Source organism: Hydrogenophaga sp. (assembly GCF_019635465.1).
In the GTDB taxonomy this organism is placed as follows: Bacteria; Pseudomonadota; Gammaproteobacteria; order Burkholderiales; family Burkholderiaceae_C; genus Hydrogenophaga.
Genome location: NZ_JAHBZK010000009.1, coordinates 1 through 24,779, shown reverse-complemented (window position 1 = coordinate 24,779; position 24,779 = coordinate 1). Strand labels below are relative to the sequence as shown.

The following is a 24,779-nucleotide window of genomic DNA, read 5'->3' as shown; positions in this document are numbered from 1 at the left end:
GCCTTCCCAAGGATGGGCGACGCATGCAGCTTCGTTGACTCATGGATGCCGAAATCCTTGGGGTATAGTCGTCCGGCTGTTAACTTTTACTAACATTTTGTCCCCTGGTTGGAGGTAACGAGCATGCAAAAACATACGTCCGCGGCTCAACGCGTGATGACCTGGTTGGCGACGGCGGCGTGTGCCGTTCTCGTTGCGGGCTGTGCTTCAACAGGCGGCAGCTACCCGCCGGCACCGGCCGAGGCCTCGTCCAATAGCTACAACTACATGGTGGGACCGGGCGACACCCTGTCGATCAGCGTCTGGCGCAATCCGGAGCTGTCTGCCGTGGTCCCGGTGCGACCCGATGGCAAGGTGTCCGCCCCATTGGTGGACGAGCTGGTTGCGCAGGGCAAGACCTCTCAGCAGATCGCTCGCGACGTCGAGAAGGCGCTTTCCAAGTTCGTGCGTGATCCTGTGGTGACGGTGATCGTGACCAACTTCGTGGGCTCGCACGGCGAGCAGGTGCGTGTGGTGGGAGCGGCGGCGCGCCCTCAGGCCTTGCCGTTTCGCCACAAGATGACCGTCATGGATGTGCTGATTGCCGCCGGCGGCCTGACCGAGTTCGCTGCTGGCAACAAAGCCACCATCGTGCGCGCTGTCGAAGGGAACAAGCGCTACAGCGTTCGACTCGACGATCTGGTCAAGCGCGGCGACATCTCCGCCAACGTCGAGATGCTGCCAGGCGACATCCTCATCATTCCGCAAGGCTGGTTCTGATCCAGCTGTTCACCGCCATCGCGCGGCCTTGATCGGCCGGTCGCCGGGCTTTTGTCACGCTGTTGCATGCACGACTTCATACACCAACTGGCCAATGCACTGCGAGGCATGTGGCTCTACCGTCGGACCGGCGTGATTGTTGCCTGGTTGGTCGCGCTGGCCGGCGCGGGCGCGGTGATGTTCATTCCAGATCGATTTGAAGCCAGTGCACGGGTTTATGTGGACACCCAGTCGATCCTCAGGCCGTTGATGGCTGGACTCACCATTCAGCCGGACGTGGAGCAGCAGGTTGCGATGCTGGGTCGTACCCTGATCAGCCGACCGACGATCGAAAAGGTGGTTGAGTCGACCGATCTCGGGGTGCCCGCCACAACAAAGGCGGAGCGCGACGCGCTGGTGCTGCGCATGATGCGCAATATCCAGTTGCGTTCAACTGGGCGCGACAACCTCTACACGATTTCAATGCGTGATGAGAGCCCGCAGTTTGCGTTGCAGGTGGTGGATGCCCTGATGAAAGCGTTCATTGCCTCGAAGGAAGGTGCCTACAGCGCCGACGCAAAGAATGCACGCGCGTTCATCGAGGAACAGATCCGGAACTACGAGACAAAGCTCAGCGATGCGGAGTCTCGCCTGAAGAACTTCAAGTTGCGCCACATCGATATGCAGTCGCAAAGTGGTATCGACATGGCGGGGCGTATCGCCGAAGTGACTTCGCTGGTCAGCCAGGCCCGGCTGGAACTGCGCGAAGCCGAAAGCGCACGCGAGGCTGCACGCGTGCAGCTTGACCAGGCCCGCTCTGTGGCGAGGTCTGCTGCGCAGTCACCTACGGGCGGATTTGCCACTCCGGACATCGATGCCCGGCTGGAACCTCTCAAGCGCAACCTCGATTCGCTTCTTCAACGCTACACCGAGCGTCACCCGGACGTTGAAAACACCCGTCGCTTGATTGCGGAGCTTGAACAGCAGAAGGCGCGTCAGATCGAGGAATTGAAGCGGCAGGCGCAGGCCAGTGGCACCTCGCGCAGCCTGATCGAGGCAAATCCGACGGTGATCGAGATGTCGCGCACGCTAGCGGCGGCAGAAGTCCAGGTCGCGCAACTGCGTGCACGGGTTTCCGAGTACGAATCGCGTGCCGCGCGGATTCGAGAACAGGCCAAGGTGGCACCCCAGGTTGAGGCCGAACTGGCGCAGCTCAACCGCGACTATGACGTTCACCGCAAGAACTACGAAGATCTGGTCGCCCGTCGCGAGACGGTTGCGCTGAGCGACGAACTGCAGAGCGACTCGCGCCTGACGCAGTTCAGGATGGTGGACCCGCCGCAGGTGTCGCGCCGTCCCGTGGCGCCCAACCGGGTGGTTCTGTTGCCTGGCGTGCTGTTGATCGCTCTGGGGGCGGGGCTGGGTGCGACATTGTTGATGAGCAACCTGCGTCCGGTGTTTTTCGACGTGGCCAGCTTGCGTGGCAGCGTGGACTTGCCGTTGCTCGGCGTTGTGACGCTGGTGCGCAATGAGGCCGTGCGCAGCCGCGAGGGGAGCAGCATCCTGCGGGCAGTGATGGCCGTCGGTGCCTTGCTCGTGCTGTTCGCCATCGGCATGGTGGTGTTGTCTATCCACCAATCTTCTTTGTGAACGGGGCGCGCAGCAATGTCCAGTCTGATTGAAAAGGCAGCTCAGCGGCTCGAACAGCTCAAGCGCGCCGGTGCCGACGTGCCAGAGGTGGCAGACATCGGCGCAGTTGTCCCATCCGCGTCCGGCGCACCTGTGGCATTCAAGGCGCCACCGGTAAGCGCACCGCCGGCGCTGGCGGTCTCGTCACGCATGGTCGAACTGGATCTCGAAGCCCTCTCAGCGGCAGGGATCGTGACGCCGCATGCCCAACGCACCGTTACCGCCGACCAGTTTCGCGTCATCAAGCGTCCGCTGCTCGCCAACGCCACCGGCAAGGGGGCTGTGCCCGTCCGCCATGGCAACCGCATCATGGTGACGAGTGCGCTGCCTGGTGAGGGCAAAACCTTTACGGCCATCAATCTGGCCATGAGCATCGCCATGGAGCTCGATCACACCGTGCTGTTGGTCGACGCTGATGTGTCTCGCCCCTCCGTCATGAAGACCTTGGGGTTGCCCTCTGGCCCGGGCCTTCTGGACCTGCTGATGGGTGAAAAGCTTGAGATGTCGGATGCGTTGCTGCGCACCAGCGTCGACAAGCTGGCTTTGCTGCCCAGTGGAACGCCTCATCCACGTGCGACCGAGTTGCTGGCCAGTGATGCCATGACGGCGCTTGTGGAGGAGATGGGGCGACGCTACCCGGAGCGCATCATCGTTTTCGATTCGCCGCCGTTGCTGATGACGACCGAGTCGCGGGTTCTGGCATCGCACATGGGCCAGATCGTGGTGGTGGTGCAGGCGGGTCACACCCAACGCAGTCAGGTTCGCCAGGCACTGGAGACCATCGAGTCTTGTCCGATCAAGCTCATGGTGCTCAACCAGATTCGAGGCGTCGACAAATCGACGTATGGCTATGGGTACGGCTACGACGATTCCGTCAAGGCCGAGGCGCAGGCGACCTGATCGGCACAGGGGGGAACGACGTGGCTATCCATCGCACCAACGCACGGCACGGCTCGGCACTTCGTCCCCTGACTGGCGCGCTGTTGTCGTTGCTGGCTTGCGCCGCCTGGGCGCAGGCCTTGCCAACACCTTCCGCCCAGGATCCTGCCGCCAACCCGACGCCATTGACGCCGCCCGGCCCTCCACCCGTTTACTGGATCGAGCCACGGGTGTTTGCAACCCAGCGCTATACCGACAACTTCCTGCTGAGTACCTCCAACCGGCAGAGCGAATGGACGACAGAAGCCGGCGCCGGGATCATGGGCATGGTCAATACGCCCCGATTGACGGGCAGTGTGGACTACAGCCTCACAGGTCTGTACCACGCCCGTGGCATCGGTGACGACAGCCATCAGCAGGCGCTGGATGGGCAGATGCTTCTGGATGCGTGGAACAGCGTGGCTTTCATTGAAGCCGACGCATCCATTGGCCTGGAGCGTGTGTCGGCATTCGCTGTGCAACCTGCTGAGGGTGGCAGTGAAGTGAACACCTCTGAGGCCAGGCGTTTTCGTGTATCGCCCTTCTTGCGAGGTACCTGGGGCGATGCTGTGGACTATGAGGCGAGGGTCACCAAGCAGGTCTCTCGCAGCAATGCCAGCACGGTCTCGGACCTCGACGAGCAAGGTTGGAACCTGTCACTCGGCAGTGCCAATGACGTGTCGCGTTTCGGCTGGGAAGTCGCTGCCTCAAGCACCAAAACCGATTACAGCCTGGGTCGCTCGATTCGCTTCGATCAGGCCACTGCACTCGGTCGATACGCCGTGAGCCCGACGCTGCTCGTTTTCGCGCAGGTGGGGCGCGAGGTCAACGATGTCCTCACCTCGGAGCGCACTTCTTACAGCTACACCTCGGCAGGCATTGATTGGCGTCCGATGGAAACGGCCCGCGTAGCGGCGTCCAAGAGCAACCGCTATTTCGGCAGTGGCCACAATGTGTCGCTGGAATACCGAATGAGTCGCGTGCTGTTTCGCTACCTGGATTCGCGCGATGTCACAACGAGCCAACTCGTGTCTGGCAGCGACGTCAGCAACCTGGGCGGGTTGCTTAACAGCCTTTATCAGAATGTCGAGGCCGATCCAATCCGGCGCGCCCAGCTCGTGCAGGCCGAATTGCAGCGCCTTGGGCTGCCTGCCGACCTCACCACGATTCCGGCCTACCTGACCTCTGCGGTGGCTCTGCAGCGCACCCAGGAATTCAGCGTCACGATGTTGACGGCTCGAGGGGTTCTCAGCTTCTCGCTGCAGCGCTCCCGTTCGCGCCAGCTGGATTCGGCTCTGAATGTCGGTGGGGATTTCGACCTGAGCAATCAGATCGATGAGAAAGGCTGGTCCGTGGCCTATGCGCACCGCCTGACGCCTCGTTTGAGCCTCAACACCATCTTCCAGCAACTCGACACCGATGGCCTGAGTGCCAGCCTTTCCAGTCGCCTTCGCTCGCTGACGGTGGGCCTCAATGCCCGCCTTGCACCGCGCACGATCGGGTCTGTGAGCGTGCGGCGCTCTTCCTACCAAGCGACGTCGCCCTACCGGGAACTGGCAGTGCGCGCCGTTCTTGTCCATCGGTTCTGATTCATGTACGAAGCTTTTTACGGGCTGGCCAGCAAGCCGTTCCAGCTCAACCCCGATCCCCGCTTCTATTTCAGCGGCAAACCACACCGGCGCGCCCGTTCCTATCTGGTCTACGGCGTGATGCGTGGCGAAGGGTTCATCGTCATCACCGGAGAAGTTGGCGCGGGCAAGACGACCATCGTGCGCGATCTGTTGGACAGTCTGGAAAACGGGACCGTCGTGGCAGCGCAATTGGTGAGCACCCAGCTGGGGGCTGAAGATGCGCTCAAACTGGTGTGCGCGGCCTTTGGGGTGACGGTCAAGAGCAGTGGCAAGGCCGACTTGCTGATGGCGCTCGAGGCCTACTTCATCACCCAGGTATCGCAGGGCAAACGTTGCCTGCTGATCGTCGACGAGGCCCAGAACCTGCAACCGCAGGCGGTCGAAGAGCTGCGCATGCTCTCGAACTTCCAGTTTGGCGACCAGGCCTTGCTGCAAACCTTCCTCATCGGGCAACCGGAGTTTCGCGACATCCTCCAAAGCCCGCGCATGCTTCAGCTGCGCCAGCGGGTCACAGCTCGCTGCCACCTCGGGCCGCTGGATGAAGAGGACACCCGTGCCTATGTCGAGCACCGTCTCAAATGCGCAGGTGCGACGGACAAGCCGACGCTAGATTCCGCCATCTTTCCTCGTCTGCACCAGGAATCGGGCGGCATTCCGCGACGCATCAACATGCTGATGGACCGGTTGCTGCTGCAAGGCTTTCTCGCCGAAACGACGTCCTTGGGCGTCGACGCATTTGAAGAGGTGATCGCAGAGTACAAGGCCGAAATTGGTTCACCCGCTGTCCGCGATCCGCTCGACGAGGAGCGATGGGGCGGCCTTGCCATGACCCCGTCCAATGGCCATCTGCCCACGCTCACGGACGAGGTCAGTCCGGTGGAGCTCGACATCGACCCGGCCGTGGTCGAAACGATGACGGGCCATTTGAATCAGGTAGCCGCCGAGCAACTCAGCGCTCGCCTGCTACGCATCGAACGAAGCGTGCTGCGGCAGGAGCGCGTGAGTCTCGAAATCCTGGGTACGCTGCGCAAGATCGTGGCGGCCAATCGCAAATCCCGCAACAACGGCACATCGACCTGATCGGTCGCCGCAGGAGAGGACGCCATGCTGATGCCGACTCAGCGAGTCAACGCGCTCACCATCGACGTGGAAGACTACTTCCAGGTGTCCGCGTTTGCCCCCTACATCGAACGCGATCGCTGGGACCATTGCGAATGCCGAGTGGAGCGCAACGTGGATCGCATTCTCGCCCTCTTGGGTGAGCGTGAAATCAAGGCAACGTTTTTCACCCTGGGCTGGGTAGCCGAGCGATATCCGCAGCTGGTGAGGCGCATCGTTGATCAGGGGCACGAGCTGGCAAGCCACGGATACGGTCATCAGCGCGTCACCGATCTCGACCAGGCTGCGTTTCGCGAGGATGTGGTGCGGGCCAAGGCCTTGCTCGAGGACATTGGCGGGCAGCCTGTGCTTGGCTATCGTGCCCCCAGTTTCTCGATTGGCGAAGGCAACCTATGGGCACTCGACGTCCTCGAAGAAGCGGGCTACAGGTACAGCTCCAGTATCTATCCCGTCAAGCATGATCACTACGGCATGCCGGATGCGCCTCGATTTGCTCACCGTGTTCGAGAGGGACTGATGGAGGTGCCGCCCACGACGTTGCGGGTGTTCAACCGCAACCTGCCTTCTAGTGGCGGTGGCTACTTCAGACTGTTTCCGTATGCCTTGTCGCGCTGGATGCTTCGCTCGGTCAACCAGCGCGATGGCGAGTCGGCCATCTTCTACTTCCATCCCTGGGAAATCGACCCTGAGCAGCCGCGCGTGCCCGGGATTGACCTGAAAACCCGGTTCAGGCACTACGTGAACCTTGATCGCAACGAAGCCAAGCTCTGTCGCTTGCTCGATGACCTGCGCTGGGACCGCATGGATCGTCTCTTTCTGGGCGAGGCGGCGGCGACGACGCCGCGCGCCTGAAAGCGTCCCATGCAGGTTCACCAACTCGACGGCCACGACGCCGCGCAGGTCGCCCGGTGGGAGGCGTATGTGGCCGCGTGTCCCCAGGCCACGTTCTTTCACCGCGCAGGCTGGGAAAAGATCATTCGCGAGGTGTTTCGCCACGACACCCATTTCCTGTTTGTGACCGATGGCGACGTGCTGCAGGGCGTGTTGCCGCTGGCCCATGTGCAGAGCCGTCTGTTCGGCCGCTCGCTGAGCAGCCTGCCGTTTGCGGCATATGGCGGCGTCGCGGCCTCAAGCGACGAGGCCGGGGAGGCGCTGGTTGCGCATGCGCGTGAGTTGGCAAGGCGCCTTGGCGTGGCACACCTCGAACTGCGACACATCGAGCGACAGAGGCCCGATTGGCCGGTGCAAGACCTCTATGTGACGTTTCGAAAACCCATCGAGGCCACGGAAGAGGCCAACATGCTGGCCATCCCTCGCAAACAGCGGGCGATGGTCCGCAAGGGCATCAAGAACGGGCTGGTGTCGACGATCGACAGTACGGTCGATGACTTCTTTGCCCTTTATGCCGACAACGTACATCGCCATGGCACGCCCGCACTGTCCAGGCGTTATTTCCAGGCCTTGTGCGAAGTCTTCGGCCCCGACTGCGAGGTGCTGACCGCGCGCACCGCCGATGGGCGACCAATGTCGAGCGTGATGAGCTTTTACTTTCGGGACGAGGTGCTGCCTTACTACGCGGGTGACCATGTGGCCGCTCGCGACTTGGCGGCCAACGACTTCAAGTACTGGGAACTGATGCGCCGAGCCTGCGCGCGCGGCCTTCGCGTCTTTGACTACGGTCGAAGCAAGGTCGGCACCGGGCCCTATGCGTTCAAGAAGAACTGGGGTTTTGAGCCCACCCAGTTGCACTACGAATACCAGCTGTTGCAGCGCGACGCCATTCCCCAGAACAACCCGGCGAACCCCAAGTACCGCCTGATGATCGAGGCGTGGCGCCGCTTGCCACTGCCGGTGGCCAACTGGCTCGGGCCGCACATCGTGCGCAACCTGGGCTGAGGTCAGGGTGATGGCGAATCTGCTCTACCTGGTGCACCGCATGCCCTATCCGCCCGACAAGGGCGACAAGGTGCGGTCGTACCACTTGCTGCGTCACCTGCAGCAAAGGCATCGCGTGTTTCTGGGCACGTTCATCGACGACCTGGCAGACGAGCAGCATCTCGATGCATTGCGGCAGTTGTGCCCGGATCTCCACGTGGCCCGCATTCAGCCACGTTGGCGCAAGCTGGCCAGCTTGCAGGGCTTGTTGCGTGGCGAGGCGCTCTCGCTGGCCTATTACCGCGACGCCGGGCTGATGGCGTGGGTCCGGCAGGTGGCGGCTCAGCATGACATTCGCGCCAGCATCGTGTTCTCTTCCACCATGTCGCCGTTTGCCTTGGGTGGTCTGCCGGGCAAGCCGATGCTGGTCGACATCGTGGATGTTGACTCTGCCAAGTGGACGCAGTACGCACCCGCCCACCGCTGGCCGTTGTCGTGGTTGTACCGGCGCGAGGGACTCACGCTGCTTGCCCATGAGCGTGCCACTGCACTCGCGGCCCGTCGTTCGTACTTCGTCACCCCGCAGGAGTGCGAGTTGTTCGCGTCGCTGGCGCCGGATTGCCGGGACCGTGTGACGGCCATGGGCAATGGCGTCAATGCTTCGTTTTTTCAGCCCGATGTCGCAGTGGACTCGCCATTCGCCGAGCAGGAGTTGCCCATCGTCTTCACGGGTGCCATGGACTACTGGCCCAACGTGGACGGTGTGCGCTGGTTTGCCGAAGACATGTTGCCGGCCATTCGACAGCGATATCCGCGCGCGCGCTTCTGGATCGTGGGGCGCAACCCGACACCGGCTGTTCAGGCACTGACCAGCGATGCAGTGTCGGTGACCGGAACGGTCCCCGATGTGCGGCCGTATCTCAAACATGCGGCCGCTGTCGTGGCGCCTTTGAGGGTGGCTCGCGGTTTGCAGAACAAGATCCTGGAAGGCATGGCCATGGCCCAACCGGTGGTCACGGTGTCTTCCTGCGCCGACGCCATTGGCGCGCAGGCCGATGAAGGCTTGTGCCGCGCGGACACCGTCGATGGGTTCGTGAACCAGGTCTGCGAATGGCTGGCCAATGCCGAGCAACGCTGGCGCGTTGGCGAGCAGGCGCGACGGTTCGTGCTCGATCATTTCAGTTGGGATGCACACCTCTCGGTGATCGATCGCGACCTCGCGGGATGCATTCAGCTTGATGGCGCAGCCGACCTGACATCGACGACCGTGGCTGCCGCCAGGGAGGTGTGCTGATCATGTGTGGAATCTCCGGTCTGTTCGATACCCAGGGTCTGCGTCCTTACGACCCGGCGCTGCTGCGCCGAATCAATGACATCCAGTCCCACCGTGGGCCTGACAGCGACGGCCTTCACCTTGAGCCGGGTGTGGCCCTGGGGCATCGCCGCCTGTCCGTGATCGACTTGTCCACGGGCGATCAACCCTTGTTCAGCGAAGACGGCAATGTGGTGATCGTCTTCAATGGCGAGATCTACAACTTTCGCCAGCTGGTGCCCGAGTTGCAGTCGCTGGGCTGCCGCTTTCGAACGCGCAGCGACACCGAGGTCATCGTCCAGGCCTGGCAGACCTGGGGGCCAGCGTGCGTGCAACGGCTGCGTGGCATGTTCGCGTTCGCCATCTGGGACCGTCCGCGCCAGACGCTCTTCCTCGCGCGCGATCGTCTGGGCGTGAAGCCGCTGCACTATGCGTGGTTGCCCGACGGTACCTTCATCTTCGGCTCGGAGCTGAAGGTCATTACCGCCCACCCGGCATTTGAGCGGCGCATCGATCCGCTCGCGGTCGAAGACTTCTTCTCGCTGGGCTATGTGGCCGACCCTCGCTGCATCTACCAGGGTGTGCACAAGTTGCCGTCGGCGCACACGCTGACCTTGCGTCGTGGGGCGTCAGGGCAACCCCAGCCCGTGCCGTTCTGGGACGTCCGCTTCACCAACGACAACCCGGTGTCGCACGCCGATGCACAGGTCGAGTTGCGCGAGCGACTTCGGGAGTCGATCGAGCTGCGCATGATCGCCGACGTCCCGCTGGGGGCCTTTCTCTCCGGTGGCGTGGACTCCAGCGCGGTGGTGGCCACCATGGCCGGTCTGTCGCAAACGCCCGTGCACACCTGCGCGATCGGATTCGACGACCCTCGCTTCAATGAATCGGACTTCGCCCAGCAAGTCGCCGATCGCTACCGGACAGACCACAAACTCGAGGTGGTGGGGACCGACGACTTCGATCTGATAGACCGCCTGGCCTGGCTGTACGACGAGCCTTTCGCCGACAGCTCTGCCGTGCCCACCTACCGCGTCTGCGAGATGGCGCGCCGTCATGTGACCGTGGCCTTGTCCGGCGACGGCGGCGACGAAAGTTTCGGCGGCTATCGGCGCTACCGCATGCACCTGGGCGAAGAAGCCTTGCGCAGCCGGCTTCCATTGGGCTTGCGGCGACCCGTGTTCGGCTCACTCGGCCAGATCTACCCGAAGGCAGACTGGGCACCCCGGCCACTGCGCGCCAAGACCACGTTCCAGGCGCTGGCGATGGACACCGTGGAGGCCTACCACCACAGCATGTCGCACCTACGGGCGGACCAGCGCGGTGCCTTGTTCTCCGATGGGTTCAAGCGTGAACTCGATGGCTACAGCTCCCTGGAGGTGTTCAGCCGCTACGCTGAGCAGGCGCTGACCGATGATCCGCTCGCCCTCATTCAGTACATCGACTACAAGACCTGGCTGGTGGGAGACATCAACACCAAGGTCGACCGAGCCAGCATGGCGCATTCGCTGGAAGTGCGCGAGCCGCTCATGGACCATGAGCTGATCGAGTGGCTGGCGACCTTGCCCAGCAGTCACAAGATTGACGGCGGCGAAGGCAAGGCATTGCTCAAGCGTGCCATGGAACCGATGCTGCCCAACGATGTGCTGTACCGGCCAAAGATGGGGTTCTCCGTGCCACTGGCTGCGTGGTTGCGGGGTCCTTTGTCGCAACGCACGCGCGAAGCGGTGCTCGGCGATCGGCTGGCAGACACAGGCCTGTTCAGGCCCGAGCAGCTGAAGCGAATGGTGGACGAACACCAACGTGGGGTGGTCGACCATGCCACGCCACTGTGGATGCTGATGATGTTCGAGGCCTTCCTGCGTCTGGGGGAGGGCGCCGCGTGACCCGGCGGCGACGCGTGGTGCACGTGGTCTACCGGTTTGACGTCGGAGGCCTTGAAAACGTCATCGTTCAACTGATCAACCGCTTGCCCCCCGAGCAGTACGAGCACGTGGTGTTGTCGATGACCACCGTGGGCGACTTCTCCAAGCGGGTGGAGCGCCCCGATGTGCAATTCATTGCCCTGGACAAACCGGCCGGGCATGCGGTCGGCCTGTATCCACGCATCTGGCGCCTGCTGCGCGCTCTGCGTCCAGACGTCTTGCACACCTGTAACCTCGCGCCCCTGGAGATCGTGCCGGTGGCCTGGCTGGCGGGTGTGCCGCTGCGCATCCACGTCGAGCATGGCTGGGATGCGCACGATCCCAACGGAAAGATCGCCAAGTACCGTTGGCTGCGACGCGCGTATCGGCCGTTTGTGTCGCGGTATGTGTCGGTGTCGGCCGACCTTGACCGCTACCTCCGCGACGGCGTCGGCGTGCCTGCGTCCAGGCGGCGCCTGATCGGCAATGGCGTCGACACCCGTGCTTTTCGACCCGGTGGCAAGTCCACGCCTGCCGGATGCCCCTTCGAACCCGGTCGCCACTGGATCGTTGGCACCGTCGGCCGAATGATGACGGTCAAGAACCAGCCTTTGCTCGCCCAGGCTTTCGTGCAATTGCTACGTACGCATCCCGAGCTGGCAGAGCGGGCCCGTTTGGTGATGGTGGGCGAGGGCGAGCTGCGCAGTGCCGTTGAACGCATCCTGGACGAAGCAGGCATGCGCCAGCTTGCCTGGCTGGCGGGTGCACGCAGCGATGTGGCCGAACAACTGCGCAGCTTTGACGTTTTTGTCTTGCCCTCCCAGGCCGAGGGAACGTCCTGCACCCTGCAGGAGGCCATGGCCAGCGGACTTGCGGTGGTGGCGACCGCTGTGGGCGGCACGCCCGATCTGGTGAGCGACGGCGTCGACGGCCTTCTGGTGCCTTCGGACGATGTGGCGGCCCTGACCGACGCACTCGCCAGGCTCTACCGGGACGACTCCGTCGCGGCCCAGCTTGGTGCGGCGGCCCGACAACGCGCGATGGCCGACTTCTCGATTGACACCATGGTGTCGGCCTACGACGAACTGTTCGCCGATGGCGAACAGTTCAAACCCGTGATGAACTGACCATGCGCATCCTTTACCACCATCGCACCGCCAGCAAGGACGGCCAGGCCGTTCACATCGAAGAGATGATCGATGCGATGCGCGCGCTTGGTCACGAGGTGCGTGTCGTGGCACCAATGTCCGACGGCGATCAAGGTCAGATGGGGGGGGGCGTGGGCTGGGTCCACCGCCTCAAGGCCCATCTGCCCCGCGCCGTCTACGAGCTCATGGAGTTGAGCTACAGCCTGGTGGCCTACCGAAAGCTCATGCGCGCGGCGCGCGAGTTCCGGCCGGACGTCATCTATGAGCGTTACAACCTGTTCCTGCTGGCGGGCACGATGGCAGCGCGGCGCCTGAAGGTTCCGCTGTTGCTTGAAGTGAATTCGCCTTTGGTGCATGAGCGAGAACAGCACAGCGGCGGGCTGTCTCTGAAGCGGCTGGCGCGATGGGCAGAAGGCCTGGCATGGCGGAGCGCGGATGCCGTGCTGCCAGTGACGGCGGTGCTGGCCGACCACGTCAGCGCCTATGGCGTGCCGCGCGAGCGAATCCACGTGATACCGAACGGCATCAACCGGGCGCATTTTGCGCAGGCACCGTCACGCGACGAGGCCAAGCGGGCATTGCAACTGCAAGGGCAGCTCGTGCTGGGGTTCACTGGTTTTGTGCGCGATTGGCACGGCGTTGACCACGTGATCGACTGGATGGCCAGCGACGCAGCGCCCGCAAACACGTATTTGCTCATGGTCGGAGACGGTCCGGTGCGCACCGAGCTGGAGGCGCAAGCCGCGCGCCTTGGGCTGTCCGATCGCGTGCACTTCACCGGTGTGGTACATCGCGACGCGGTGCCCGCGCACGTGGCGGCGTTCGACATCGCGTTGCAACCGGCGGTGACGCCCTACGCGTCGCCGCTCAAGTTGATGGAGTACCTGGCCTTGGGCAAAGCGGTGGTGGCGCCTGCCACACCCAATTTGCAGGAGGTGCTCACGACCGAAGTCAACGCCTTGTTGTTCGATGCGCAAGCTGCCGGGGCCATGCAGCAGGCGTTGACCCGCTTGTGCACGCAAACCGATTTCCGGGATCGGGTATCGGAGGGCGCGCGCGCCACGATCGACCGCCTGGATCTCACCTGGGAAGGCAATGCCCGGCGCGTGGTTCGGTTGGCCTCAAGCCTGGCCAGAGAACAGGTCGGGATGGCCTCATGAACGCCGCCAGCGCTTCGATAGGACTGTCGAAGTCGCGCTCGCTGGCGGGGCTCGCCGTCGTGTTGGCCGTTGCGACCGCATTGCGCTGGCAGGCCACGCAAAGCGATGGCCTGTGGATGGACGAAATCTTCGGCGCCAGCTATGTCAACCTGAATCCGTGGGAAGTCGTCGTCGCTGTCCTGCGTTTCGATATCCATCCGCCCGGCTACTACCTGCAGTTGAAGGCCTGGAGCGTGTTGGGCAGGTCGGATCAATGGCTGCTGCTGAACTCCGTGGCCTGGAGCCTGGGCTCCGTGGTGGCCGTGTATTTGGGTGTCAGTCGCCGGGCGGATCGGATTGCCGGTCTGCTGGCCGCGGCTTGTGTCGCCTTGCTGGGCAGCGAGATCTTCTTTGCATCGGAACTGCGCATGTACGCCATGCTCTCGTGCATGGCGCTGGTGCTTTGGCAGGTGGTGGATGCGTGGCTGGACAAGGGCGGCAAAGCCCTGTGCCTGTGGGTTCTGTCGCTGTTGCTGGTGCTGTCACTGCTGCACAGCGTGGCCTTCCTCGCCATAGGCTCGGTTCTGGCGTTCGCCTGGCTCACGTGGTGGCAGCGCAGGCCGTCGGTGGTGTCATTGCGAGCGATGGTTTGCCTGACCGTGGCGGCAGGATTGCTCCTGATGCCCTGGCTGGCCAACGCGTTTGTGAGGTCGGTGTCGCACACAGCGGTACCGAGCGCTCAGGTGATGGCCGGCACGGTAGGGGGATGGTGGCTGGGGTACTTCCCGGGCGTAACCCCACTCCAGCTGAGTGTGGCCGCGTTGGTGAGTCTGGTTGTGATCCTGGCGCTGATGCTGTCGGGTACTCGGCAGGTGCGCGCGTTGGTGCTGTGCTTTGTGGTGGCGCCATTGGTCCTGGTGGCGGCCGTGTCCATGCTGGTGCGCCCCATCTGGCTCGATCGGACACTGGCCTACGCGGCCGTCTTTCTGCCCGTGGCGCTCGCGCTGCAGTGGCATGCCTGGTCGGGTGGTGGCAGCCGGCAATGGGGTGTCGGGCTTTTGGTGCTGGCCATGCAGGGCACCGTGCTCTTCGGGTTCATCCATTTGGCCGAAGGACTGCAGACGTCGCGCAAGATGCAGTTCCGTGAGGCGGCGGCCTACATCGCCGAGCACAACCCTTCCCGTTTGCCGGTGTACGTGCCCTCCAATGTGCGCTTCTGGGCCATGGCGCGGTATCTGCAGGGGCCGGCATGGGGCAGCTTGCTGGCCATTCAGGACCCGGTTCGCGCAGACGACTCAGACACCTGGCGACGCGTCTATGCCCGATTGGGCAGCGACCTCCTGGATCGCCTGCACCTTGTGCCATCGGCCAGAACCGTCGAGTCGCCATCGGGCGCACTGTGGATCGGGCCCACGCCTTTGCCGCCCGACGTTGCGGCCAAGGGCTTCTTCTTTGTCGGCGACATGCGCGACCGCGATCGGACACAAGCCTGCCCCCAGGGGACAGAGGTGGCGCGGACCGCATTTGTCGGTGTGATGGTGTTCGAATGTCGATGAACCAAAAGCCACTGCGAATCCTGCTGTTTTCCACGCTGTACCCGAGTGCCGTGCGGCCCGTGCACGGCATCTTTGTCGAGACACGGCTGCGCGAGCTGTTGAAGACGGGCCTCGTGCAAGCCCGGGTGGTGGCGCCTGTGCCCTGGTTTCCTTCGACGGCTACCCGCTTCGGTGAATACGCAAGTTTTGCTGCCACACCCCGGCACGAAGAGCGCAACGGCGTGACGGTTGAGCACCCCAGGTACCTGCTGTTGCCCAAGGTCGGCATGAACCTGGCTCCCTATGCCATGGCGCTTGCGGCCTGGCGGAGCATTCGCCGACTGCAGCGCGAGGGGTTTGATTTCGACCTGATCGACGCGCACTACTACTACCCCGATGGCGTGGCGGCAGGCCTGCTGGCCAAGTGGCTTGGCAAGCCCCTGGTGGTCACGGCACGTGGCACCGATCTCAACCTGATTCCGGACTATCCGTTTCCTCGGCGCCTGATTCTGCGCACCGCTGCACAGGCAGGTGCGTCGATCGGCGTGTGCCAGGCGCTGATGGATCGGTTGCGCGAATTGGGCGCTGATGGATCGCGCCTGCATACCTTGCGCAACGGGGTCGACCTGGAGCGCTTTCGTCCCGAACCCTTGGCTCAGGCGCGCGAGCGTCTTGGGCTGGCACAGGATGGACAGTACCTGCTCTCGGTGGGCCATCTGATCGAACGCAAGGGTCACCACATCGCCATCGAAGCGCTCGCCCACCTCCCGGGCTTGCAGCTGTTGATCGCGGGCTCGGGCCCAGAAGAGCGTGCCCTCAAGGAACTGGCCGAGCGAGTGGGTGTGAGCCAGCGCGTGCGTTGGCTGGGTGTCGTGGCCCAGCAGGATCTGAAATGGTGGTACAGCGCGGCCGACGCGCTGGTGCTGGGTTCGAGTCGCGAAGGATGGGCCAACGTCCTGCTGGAATCGATGGCCTGTGGCACGCCAGTCATCGCGACCAACATCTGGGGCACGCCCGAGGTGGTGTCCACACCCTCCGCGGGGGTCTTGATGGCCGATCGCACGCCACAGGCACTGGTACAGGCGTGGCATGAGTTGATGGCAGCGCAACCAACGCGCACCGCAACCCGGCACCATGCCGAGCAGTTCTCCTGGGCTGCGACCACCCAGGGGCAGATCGATGTGTTCAACCGGGTCATCGAGCACCACGCCGCAGCCATGGCCGCGGCGGGTGTTCCCAGAGGAAGCTGAGCAGTGCGTGGCTTGTTTTTGACCCTGGTCTACATGGCGCTGCTGGCCATGGGTTTCCAGGCGTCCTTCATTTTCGTGCTGGCATACGTGTGGGTGGACATCTTCACCCCACAGCAGATTGCCTTTTCATTGATTTCATCCGTGCCCGTTTCCCTGATCCTGGGCTTGTGCGTCTTTGTGAGCTTCTTTCGCTTGCCCAAGGACGCCTATGTGAAGGCGCGCGCAGTCACCTGGATCACCCTGCTGTTCGGGTTCTGGATGACGCTCACACTGTTCTGGGCGGCCGTTCCCGGTCCGGCGCTGGGGAAGTGGGACTGGGCCTTCAAGAGCGTGATGTTTTCAGCCTTGGTGCCCTTCTTCCTGCGCACGCGAGTGCACATCGAAGCCATGCTCTGGACCTTGGTGATATCGGGCATTGCGCATTGCATCCCGTTCGGATTCAAGGTCCTCATTTCGGGGGGGGGATACGGCAAGCCACTGGGCCTCATCCTCAGCAACCATGGGCTGGGGGAGGGCAGCACGCTGGCGCTCATCTCCGTGTGCCTGGTCCCCATGTGCCTGTATCTGTACAAGCACCAGACGCTTGTTCCGTACAAACGCGCCGCGAAGGTCATGCTGGGGGGCTTCATCGCCTTGGCGGTGCTTACCTCCATTGGCACTTATGCGCGCACCGGGCTCATCGCCCTCGGCCTGTTGTCGGCCTTGCTCATCATGCGCAGCAAGTCCAAGTTCACCTACCTCATGGTGGTGGCCATTGGTGTGGCGATCGTGGCCAGCATTGCGTCTGACCAATGGATCAGCCGCATGGAAACCATCGGCGACGATACGGAGGGCTCGGCCATGGGGCGCGTGGCTGTGTGGCTGTGGACGCTGGACTACGTGGCCACGCACCCCTGGGGCGGCAGCTTCGAGGTTTATCGCATCAACGTGTCCAAGATGCTGCTGGCCGACGGCTCCACCCTTGAAGTGACCGGCAAGGCCTTTCACAGCATCTACTTTGAGGTACTGGGTGAAACCGGTGTGCCCGGCATCATCTGCTTCCTGCTGCTGGCGTTGTTGACCCGCAATGCCTTTGCGCGTGTGAGCAAACGGATTGCCCCTCCAGGCGAAGAGTGGATACAGGACGCAGCGCGGTACCTGCTGTTTACCTTGTATGTGTTCATGGCGGGCGGGGCATTCGTGGGCATCGGATTCCAGTCCTTCTTCTATTACCTGGTGGCCTTCGGAATGGCGATGACCAACCTCAGCAACCGCATGCAAGCGCGATGAAGCCGACCAGCCTGAATTCTTTGACCGGCCTTCGCGGCATTGCCGCGTGGTTGGTGGTGCTGTATCACTTCAAGGAGTTTCTGCCCACCGCCACGCCGCACTGGGTCGGCGTGCCCATCGCCCTGGGTTATCTGGCGGTGGATCTGTTCTTCATCTTGAGTGGCGTGGTGCTGTACCTGAACTACCACGCAAGCTTCGAGCGGCCCACGGTGGCGGGCACGCTGAACTTTCACTGCCGCCGCATCGCCAGGATCTACCCGCTGCACCTGGCCGTTTTGCTGCTGTTCTTGCTCAACCCATTGGCCATTGCCTTGTTTTCCAGCTCGGGCGATCTCGGTGACCGCTATGGCCTGGGCTACTACCTGATGTCCCTGGTGCTGGTGCAGAACTGGGGATTCACCTCGGATATCGCCTGGAACGTCCCGGCGTGGTCCATCAGCACCGAGTTCGCGGCCTATTTGCTCTTTCCCATGCTGGTCTGGCTGGTCAAGCGTGCGTCCCGACTCGGTGCGCTCGGGTTGCCATTGTTGATGGTGGCCCTGATCGGGGGGCTGGCCGCCACCTTCGTCGTCGCTGGCGTGCCATCGGTGGGTGAGGCCATCGCACGGATGGGGCTCGTCCGTTGTCTGCTCGAGTTCAGCATGGGGTTGGTGATCGGGTACTACTGGGTGAACCACAGTGAGCGCGTGGCCGCCCGCTCTGGATGGGCACTTGGAATCGTTGTGGTGAGCGTCGTCGCCATGGGTGCGGGTTGGCGAGTGGCCGACTACGTCGTCGCGCCAGCGCTGTTTTGCCTGCTGGTGGTGGCCTTGCTCGATCAGCGTCGGTCGTGGTCGAGGCTGTTGTCGAGCCGCCCCCTGCTGTTTCTCGGCGAGGTGTCCTATTCGACCTACCTCATCCACTATTTTGTGAAGGACTGGGTCAAGTTCCTGTCGCCCCAGGTCGGGGCGGCCCAATGGCTGGCCTATCTGATTGTCGTCATGGTGTCGTCCGTGGTGCTCTACCGGTTGGTTGAGCTGCCGTTTCGAAGCCGCCTCTATGACTGGCTGTCCCGGTCCTCTTCAGGAGCCCACGTTGCTCAATAGCCTGTCGATCCTGCTGACGCCGCTGCTGCTGCTCTACGTTGTCTATCGCGCCCTCAAGGCCGACCTGGCTGATCGCGAAAAAGCGACCAGGTCGCGCCAGGACAAATAGACACGCGCCCGGGCGATGGGTCAGCTCAGGCCCAGGCGGGTGCTCAGGCTCGGAAAGCGCTTGAGCGCATTCTCGAATTCATGGCGCAGCGGCGCGCGAAGCAGCCAGATCGCCAACACCCAACTGATCGGACCCACCACCGCAGCGATGGCCATTTCGGCCGCGACGGGCCAGCCAAACGCCAGATGACGGGCCATCCATGCGACCGCTGTGCAGACGGCCGCGACCGCGATGCTCTTCAACTGCGAGCGCAAAAAGAGTGTTGGTCGAATGGACAGGAAGCGCCTCTGCAGACCCATGTGCACGGGGTACATCACAAGGCTGGAGGCAACCAGTGCCCACGCGAAGGAAGCGAGGGACCCGTCATACAGCAGGTAAACACCCAGACAGCGAAGAATGATGTCCAGCGCCGTCGGCAGCGAGGTCAGGTAAGGACGGCCGATGGCCATGTAGGCCGCATTGTTGAAGGCAAACGGGACAGTCATGGCCATCATCAAACAGACCTGGCGAACCACCGGGATGCTCTCACGCCATTGATCACCGTAGAGAAACAGCACGATGGCATCGGCGTACATGAATGTGAACGCCAGGGCCGGCCACATCAATGACGTGATGTACGCGACCGCACGGGACAGTGGCCCATCCAGTGATTCACCCGCGTGGTGGCTCTTGGACAGGAACGGGAGAACCGCGTAGTTCAATGTCGGGCCCAGCACCTGGGTCAACATGTTCGGGGTGGACATTGCCCGCCCCATGATGCCGACGTCGTGCGGCCCGCTGAGCTTGCCCAGCAGCATGTCTGGGACGGAATTGTTGACGGTGTGCAAGCCGTTGCCCAGCACCGCCCCGGCGCCGAAGTTGACAACCTTGCCCCAGCCCTTGAAGCGCGGCAACCAGGGCGCAATCTTGGGGCGGTACGGCGCGTAGCCCAAAGCCGTGGCCACGATGTTCGCCAGGTTCGCCCATGCCATGGACATGTACCCGAAACCCAGGTAGGCCAGTCCGATTGCCGTGACCGCGTAGGCAGTGGTGCCCGTGACGTAGGCGAGCATCTGATGCTGGGCCCGGTAGTCGCGAATCAACAGGCTGTGGGTAATCGACCCAAAGGGAATGAAAACAAACCCCAGAGCGAGCACCTCCATGACCGACTCGATGCCGGGTTGCCCGAAGAAACGCGAGGCCGGGCCGCTGGCGAGAAACACCGCGAGCGCAATGGCCCACGAGCTGGTGATCAAGACGCCGAACGCCGAACCCACGGTTTCCCGGGTGAGTTCCTTTTCGCGCTGCAGGAAGCTGGTGACCCCGAAATCGCGAAAGATATGCGCCATGGACACCATCACCGCTGTCACGGAGAAGATGCCGATCTCCTCAGGCGACAGCAGTCGGGCCAATACGATGGTCACGACGAACTGAACCGCCGTCGCGCCATTCGAGAACAGAAACGTGATCAGCAGCGACTTGCGCAGATTGGCCATGGATGGCAGCCCGCTCAGGCCAGCAGTCCGAGGGCCTGCTTGGTCTTGTTGCGATAAAGGCTGTTGACAAAGCGCACGTAGCCGATGAAGTGAAAGAACGCGATGTCCTCGATCCGCTTCTCGGGCGTGGAGTAACGGGGGTAAGGCAGGACGCGAGTGCCTTGCGCGTTGGCCACCAGGTAGTTCGAGGTGACCTGTTCGGTCCCCCATTCAGCCCATCGACCATCGACCACTGCGTCCATGCGCCTGGAGAATTCGAGCATGCGTTCGGTCATGTCGGCCGACGGCGGAAAGCCCGTGAAGCCCGCGCAGCCGCGCACGTACATTTGCTCGGTCAGTCCAGCCGTCACCATGCGCTTTTCGCACACGGATTGAATATGGCGGTTGTCCCAGTTGCGTGCGTTCGCCTCGGCTTGTGCAAGCGTGACCAAGCTCTGGTTCTCGCGCTCGCCCAGCACAAACCCATGTCCTTGAAGAATGGCCTGCTCGACTTCCTTGAGGGGGGCCATCGTGAGCGTGTCCGCGTCGAGCTGTACGACGTAGTGCTGTGCGACGTACTCCGTGATGGCGGACAGGCGCTCCCAGCAACCGCCCTGCGGAATGCCGGGGCGTCTGAATTCCTCTGCGCGGCGCAGCTCAATGAACGGGATGTGTTTGCGAAAGACCGCGCGGTCCTCGTCGTCGATGCTGGGATCGCAGACCACGGTGATGTGGCTTGGCTTGAGGAAATGGGCGAAGGACTTGACCGCCACGAGGTAGGAGAGCACGTCCCGTTTGTGCACCATGGACAGCGCCATGAAGGGGGTGGACCCTTGCGCCAGAGGAGGGGTCGCCATGACGGCGCTGGCCTCGTCCATGTAGTGTCGTCGCTGGTATCCGGTGACCAGCTTGTTCCTTACGCGTTGCAGGATCGTTGCCATCGAGGTACTCAGATCGAAATGAAAAGGCTGCGGTCAAATGGCCATGCCGGGAAGGCCGGCACTGACCCGAAATCGGTTGCTCGCAACCCAAGTGGTCGCAATGTAGCCCTTGCTCTGCGGATGGAGGCCGCTTGTTCGGGGAATGTGTCCCCAGAAGGTGCAAGGAGAGGAGGAAATGTGCGTTTGTCCATGTCCTCGGCGTTTGCCAGAAGCTTGCTGGGACTCCGGCGGGATTGACTCGGGTGCTGAGCAGGCCCTCGGCGCAACGGTCAGTCCAACTCACTAGTGGGGTGTGCAATCGGCGCCATTATCCGAACCTTTGTGCTGCATTGAATGACAGGTGAGCGATCAAGTGCGACTTTTCGCACAGCACGCAATTGGCTGGGGCGCGAGCGCTCGCGGCGTGTACGCCACAGTGACGCGGCAGTTGCGACCGCCATGAAAAATGCACGCCTGGGTGGCGTGCGATACGGTCGTTTGTTGTAACAATCCGGGGCCCGCCGTACCTCGACTGAAGTCCTTGAACCTCTTGCCCGTCGTCCGTGGTTTCGCTGCATCGCTGTTTGCCTGGCTGGCGCTTATGTGCGTGCTGGTGTTGTTCGGGCTCTCGAAATCGTCGACGTTGGCAGATGGTGCGCTGTGGCGATTCGAGGCATTGGAGGGGCTGTGGGGTGGTCCTCGACTGAGTCAACGTGCCCACGAGCGACTCACCCTGGGCATGCATGCCGGGCAAGACGCCCTGGTCGAGCCGGGTGCCAGGCTGCTCTTTGGCGACAGCCACCTTGCGGTACTCCCGGCATCGCTGCTGGGTGGGGCGCACAACTTTGCTATTGGAGGGCAGTCCGCACAGCGCCTGTCGACAGTGCTGCCCCGGTACGCGTCTGTGGCCCGCGCATCCGCGCTTGTGATCGGCTCCGGAACCAACGACCTGGCAGAAGGAGCGTCCGTTGAGGAGGTACTTCTCGCCTGGGATCGCCTGCTGGATCAATTGCCCGAAGGGCCGCAGGTGCTCTGCATCGGCATACCTGCGGGCGTCGGGATGGCGGGTCCCTCGGATCGGGTGTCAAAGCTCAACCAGGGCGTGATGCGGCGTTGTATCGATCATGGGCATCGGTTTCTGCCGGTGACGCCGGGACAGGGCGACTGGCGCACGGTGGGCTGGGCCCGGGACGGTGTGCACATGAATACCGAAGGCGCTCAGATGCTGGCCCGTCGAATCCGCGGCGCGTTGGCCCAGGAGACCCCATCGTGAATGCGCCGCTGCACAGGGACGCCATGCTGGACCGCTTGCGCGGTCTGGCCGCGCTGGCGGTCGTGTTCTTTCACTACCTCTACAAAGGCCCCAAGGAAGGCTGGATGCACGCTGAGCGCCTGGGTGTCCTATCGGACATGGCCGCGTACGGCTACCTGGGCGTGCACCTGTTCTTCATGATCAGTGGCTATGTGATCATGATGACGGCGCAACAGGCCGCCGTGCGGCAGTTCGTGGCGTCGCGCGTGGCGCGACTGGTTCCCGCCTTCTGGGTGTGTGCTGCGCTGACGGTCCTGGTCGAATGGGTGATCCCGTCGGCGCCGTTCCACCTGCAGTCGGCCTCGCAGTGGCTGGCCAACCTGACTCTGGTGCCCTCGTGGTTCGGCCAGGACGCCATTGATGGCGCCTACTGGTCGCTGGCCGTGGAGATCAACTTCTACGTATGGGTGGCTGGGATCATCGCGTTGGGGCAGCTGCGCCGGGCTGAGTTGATCCTGCTCGCCTGGTTGGGGGTGTCCATGGTCAATCTGGTGCGGCCCATGTACCCCGTGCAGCTCTATCTCAATGCGCACTGGGCACCGTTGTTTGCGGCCGGTGCGCTGTTTTTTCTGGTCAGGCAGTCCGGCTGGACGCGGCGCCGTGCGGTGTCGATCGCTTTGGCCTTTGTACTGGCCTGCGGTTACGCCTGGCGCGAAGCAGGCGCCGTCAGCGAATGGGGTTCTCTTTTGCGCTTCACAAGCAGAACCAATCACCTGCTGGTTCTCGCCTTGATCGCAGTGTTCTTTGGCGCCTTCCTCAAGCTGGTGGCAACCAGGGTTCCCGATGGCCCGACGCCGACAAGTGACATGATGGGCCGGCTGACGTACCCGCTCTACCTGGTGCACCAGAACATTGGCTACGCGCTGTTCAATGCTGCAGTGGCCGCCGGTTGGGTTGCCTCGCTTGGCGTAGGCGCGGTGACCTTGGGCTTGATCGTGGTCTCCTTGCTGATGGCCTGGCTGGTCAATGTGTTCATCGAGCAACCGGTGGGGCCATGGTTGCGTCGACTCATCGGTGGCAAACGAGACAAGCATGGAAGAAGCAGTGCGAGGGAGCACATGGACAACAAGCCATCGGCAGCAACGGGGGGCAGCACATGACATTGCCGGCCATTGATCGACGGCCCGCGGCACTGGCGTTCGACCGCCCGATGCTGTTGGTGACTGTCGACACCGAGGAGGAGTTCGACTGGATGCGACCGTTCAATCGCGAATCGCGGAGCACGTTGAGCATTCGATCGCAAGGCAGAGCGCATGCGGTCTTCGAGCGATTCGGTGTCAAGCCCACGTACGTCATGAATCACCCTGTCGCCACAGACCCCGTCGCGGCAGCCTATCTGCGGGGTCTCGTCGACCAGGGACTGGCGGAGTTCGGCACCCATTGCCATCCGTGGGTCACTCCGCCGCACGACGAAGACGTGAGCGGGTTCAATTCGTTCCACGGCAACCTGCCAGTCGAGCTCGAGGCAGCCAAGATCGCGGCGACCACGGACGCCATCGCGCAAGCGTTTGGCAAGGCGCCGACGGTGTTCAAGGCCGGGCGCTACGGTGTGGGCCCCGGCACCTTCGACACCTTGCGCCGGCTGGGCTACGAAGTGGATTGCAGTTTCGTGCCGCACACGAGCTTTGCGTCGGAGAGTGGACCCGATTTTCTGGGGACGTCATCCGCGCCCTTCTTTGTGGATGCGGACGAGCAGCTTCTCGAGATTCCGTTGACGGTGGGCTTTACCGGGCGTTTGTCGTCCAGCGGACCCGCTCTCTCCGGGCTGTTTGATGCGCCCTGGTCTCGCGCGATCCGGTTGCCGGGTGCGTTCAACCGCGCCGGGTTGCTGCAACGTGTTCGCCTCACGCCCGAGGGTGTCAATGCCGCGATGCAGATCCGGCTGCTGGATACCCTGATCGCGCAGGGGGTGCGCCTTTTCACCATGACCTACCACTCCCCGTCCCTGGCGCCTGGCCATACCCCTTATGTGCGCAACGACGAAGAGCTTGGGCTGTTCGTTGGACGTATCGAAGCGGTGCTGAAGCACTTCCGCGACAGATTGGGTGGTGGATTCACCACGATGGCAGAGGTGAATCGTCTGGCACGCAAGCGATTGCCAGAAAAAGAGGCCCAGGTGCGTTAGCACCTGGGCCTCTTTTTTCAAGGGCCTGGCCTCAGCTCATCGAGGCACGATGGCCCAGGTGGGGTCGGAGGGCAGTTTGGCGTCCATGGCGGAGGACAGGGACTTGACCTTGTTGTAGGCGGCCAGACCATCGCTCATGCCCGCGTTGTAAGCGGAGGCCATGGAAGCACGTGCCATGGCGGACATGCCATCGGGCTCGCTGGGGTAGGCCTCTTCGTTGAGCGGAACCTGGCTGCAGGGCTTGCCG

The 24,779-nt window shown here is 63.0% G+C and carries 21 protein-coding genes; 18 read left to right on the top strand and 3 right to left on the bottom strand.

From position 1 onward, the window contains the following. Positions 1 to 123 precede the first annotated feature (123 nt). The 15 genes from KF871_RS09725 to KF871_RS09655 all read left to right on the top strand — a co-directional run bounded on the left by KF871_RS09725 (position 124) and on the right by KF871_RS09655 (position 18,612). Positions 124 to 759, top strand: coding sequence for an XrtA/PEP-CTERM system exopolysaccharide export protein (locus tag KF871_RS09725; RefSeq protein WP_291141334.1), 636 nt, complete (start codon positions 124 to 126; stop codon positions 757 to 759). Positions 760 to 825: 66 nt separating this feature from the next. Continuing rightward, positions 826 to 2,388 (top strand): XrtA system polysaccharide chain length determinant, encoded by a 1,563-nt coding sequence (locus KF871_RS09720; protein ID WP_291141331.1) that lies wholly within the window; start codon positions 826 to 828, stop codon positions 2,386 to 2,388. Positions 2,389 to 2,403: 15 nt separating this feature from the next. Further along, positions 2,404 to 3,327 (top strand): XrtA-associated tyrosine autokinase, encoded by a 924-nt coding sequence (locus tag KF871_RS09715; RefSeq protein ID WP_291141328.1) that lies wholly within the window; start codon positions 2,404 to 2,406, stop codon positions 3,325 to 3,327. 20 nt (positions 3,328 to 3,347) lie between these two features. Beyond that, positions 3,348 to 4,934, top strand: coding sequence for a TIGR03016 family PEP-CTERM system-associated outer membrane protein (locus KF871_RS09710; protein WP_291141325.1), 1,587 nt, complete (start codon positions 3,348 to 3,350; stop codon positions 4,932 to 4,934). Positions 4,935 to 4,937: 3 nt separating this feature from the next. Then, on the top strand, positions 4,938 to 6,056 hold the full coding sequence (locus KF871_RS09705) for an XrtA/PEP-CTERM system-associated ATPase (RefSeq protein ID WP_291141322.1): 1,119 nt from the start codon (positions 4,938 to 4,940) through the stop codon (positions 6,054 to 6,056). Positions 6,057 to 6,080: 24 nt separating this feature from the next. Further along, positions 6,081 to 6,947, top strand: a complete 867-nt coding sequence (locus tag KF871_RS09700; protein ID WP_291141319.1) for an XrtA system polysaccharide deacetylase — start codon at positions 6,081 to 6,083, stop codon at positions 6,945 to 6,947. A 9-nt stretch (positions 6,948 to 6,956) separates the two neighbouring features. Then, complete coding sequence (locus KF871_RS09695; protein ID WP_291141317.1) at positions 6,957 to 7,991, top strand: FemAB family XrtA/PEP-CTERM system-associated protein; 1,035 nt, start codon at positions 6,957 to 6,959, stop codon at positions 7,989 to 7,991. Between the two features lie 10 nt (positions 7,992 to 8,001). After that, a complete protein-coding gene (locus KF871_RS09690) occupies positions 8,002 to 9,264 on the top strand; it encodes a TIGR03087 family PEP-CTERM/XrtA system glycosyltransferase (protein WP_291141315.1) in 1,263 nt (420 codons plus the stop codon). Between the two features lie 2 nt (positions 9,265 to 9,266). Next, positions 9,267 to 11,168 carry an XrtA/PEP-CTERM system amidotransferase gene (locus KF871_RS09685; protein ID WP_291141312.1) on the top strand — a complete coding sequence of 634 codons (1,902 nt, stop codon included), beginning with the start codon at positions 9,267 to 9,269 and terminating at the stop codon, positions 11,166 to 11,168. Further along, positions 11,165 to 12,313, top strand: a complete 1,149-nt coding sequence (locus KF871_RS09680; RefSeq protein WP_291141309.1) for a TIGR03088 family PEP-CTERM/XrtA system glycosyltransferase — start codon at positions 11,165 to 11,167, stop codon at positions 12,311 to 12,313. Before KF871_RS09685 ends, KF871_RS09680 begins: the two co-directional genes overlap by 4 nt. Positions 12,314 to 12,315: 2 nt before the next feature. After that, complete coding sequence (locus KF871_RS09675; protein WP_291141307.1) at positions 12,316 to 13,494, top strand: glycosyltransferase family 4 protein; 1,179 nt, start codon at positions 12,316 to 12,318, stop codon at positions 13,492 to 13,494. Continuing rightward, the gene (locus KF871_RS09670) at positions 13,491 to 15,029 is read left to right on the top strand and encodes a hypothetical protein (RefSeq protein ID WP_291141305.1); all 1,539 of its coding nucleotides are present in this window, start codon (positions 13,491 to 13,493) and stop codon (positions 15,027 to 15,029) included. The genes KF871_RS09675 and KF871_RS09670 overlap by 4 nt, the downstream gene beginning before the upstream one ends. After that, positions 15,020 to 16,258 carry a glycosyltransferase family 4 protein gene (locus tag KF871_RS09665; protein WP_291141302.1) on the top strand — a complete coding sequence of 413 codons (1,239 nt, stop codon included), beginning with the start codon at positions 15,020 to 15,022 and terminating at the stop codon, positions 16,256 to 16,258. The genes KF871_RS09670 and KF871_RS09665 overlap by 10 nt, the downstream gene beginning before the upstream one ends. Before the next feature lie 12 nt (positions 16,259 to 16,270). Beyond that, entirely contained in the window at positions 16,271 to 17,527 is a 1,257-nt protein-coding gene (locus tag KF871_RS09660) for a DUF5935 domain-containing protein (RefSeq protein WP_291141299.1), read from the top strand. Then, positions 17,524 to 18,612 carry an acyltransferase gene (locus KF871_RS09655; RefSeq protein ID WP_291141297.1) on the top strand — a complete coding sequence of 363 codons (1,089 nt, stop codon included), beginning with the start codon at positions 17,524 to 17,526 and terminating at the stop codon, positions 18,610 to 18,612. Before KF871_RS09660 ends, KF871_RS09655 begins: the two co-directional genes overlap by 4 nt. 129 nt (positions 18,613 to 18,741) lie before the next feature. Here the strand turns inward: KF871_RS09655 and KF871_RS09650 are convergent, their stop codons facing one another. Both KF871_RS09650 and KF871_RS09645 read right to left on the bottom strand, forming a co-directional pair. Continuing rightward, a complete protein-coding gene (locus tag KF871_RS09650; RefSeq protein WP_291141295.1) occupies positions 18,742 to 20,196 on the bottom strand; it encodes a lipopolysaccharide biosynthesis protein in 1,455 nt (484 codons plus the stop codon). Positions 20,197 to 20,210: 14 nt separating this feature from the next. After that, positions 20,211 to 21,116 carry a hypothetical protein gene (locus KF871_RS09645; RefSeq protein ID WP_291141293.1) on the bottom strand — a complete coding sequence of 302 codons (906 nt, stop codon included), beginning with the start codon at positions 21,114 to 21,116 and terminating at the stop codon, positions 20,211 to 20,213. 520 nt (positions 21,117 to 21,636) lie between these two features. Here KF871_RS09645 and KF871_RS09640 point away from each other — a divergent pair. Genes KF871_RS09640 through KF871_RS09630 form a run of 3 tightly spaced genes read left to right on the top strand, consistent with a single transcriptional unit; the run spans position 21,637 to position 24,532 of the window. Beyond that, positions 21,637 to 22,368 (top strand): GDSL-type esterase/lipase family protein, encoded by a 732-nt coding sequence (locus KF871_RS09640; protein WP_291141291.1) that lies wholly within the window; start codon positions 21,637 to 21,639, stop codon positions 22,366 to 22,368. Further along, positions 22,365 to 23,507, top strand: coding sequence for an acyltransferase (locus tag KF871_RS09635; RefSeq protein ID WP_291141289.1), 1,143 nt, complete (start codon positions 22,365 to 22,367; stop codon positions 23,505 to 23,507). The genes KF871_RS09640 and KF871_RS09635 overlap by 4 nt, the downstream gene beginning before the upstream one ends. Next, entirely contained in the window at positions 23,504 to 24,532 is a 1,029-nt protein-coding gene (locus tag KF871_RS09630; protein WP_291141288.1) for a polysaccharide deacetylase family protein, read from the top strand. Before KF871_RS09635 ends, KF871_RS09630 begins: the two co-directional genes overlap by 4 nt. A gap of 36 nt (positions 24,533 to 24,568) precedes the next feature. Here the strand turns inward: KF871_RS09630 and KF871_RS09625 are convergent. Continuing rightward, on the bottom strand, positions 24,569 to 24,779 hold a 211-nt coding region (locus tag KF871_RS09625; protein WP_291141286.1), incomplete at its 5' end, for a hypothetical protein.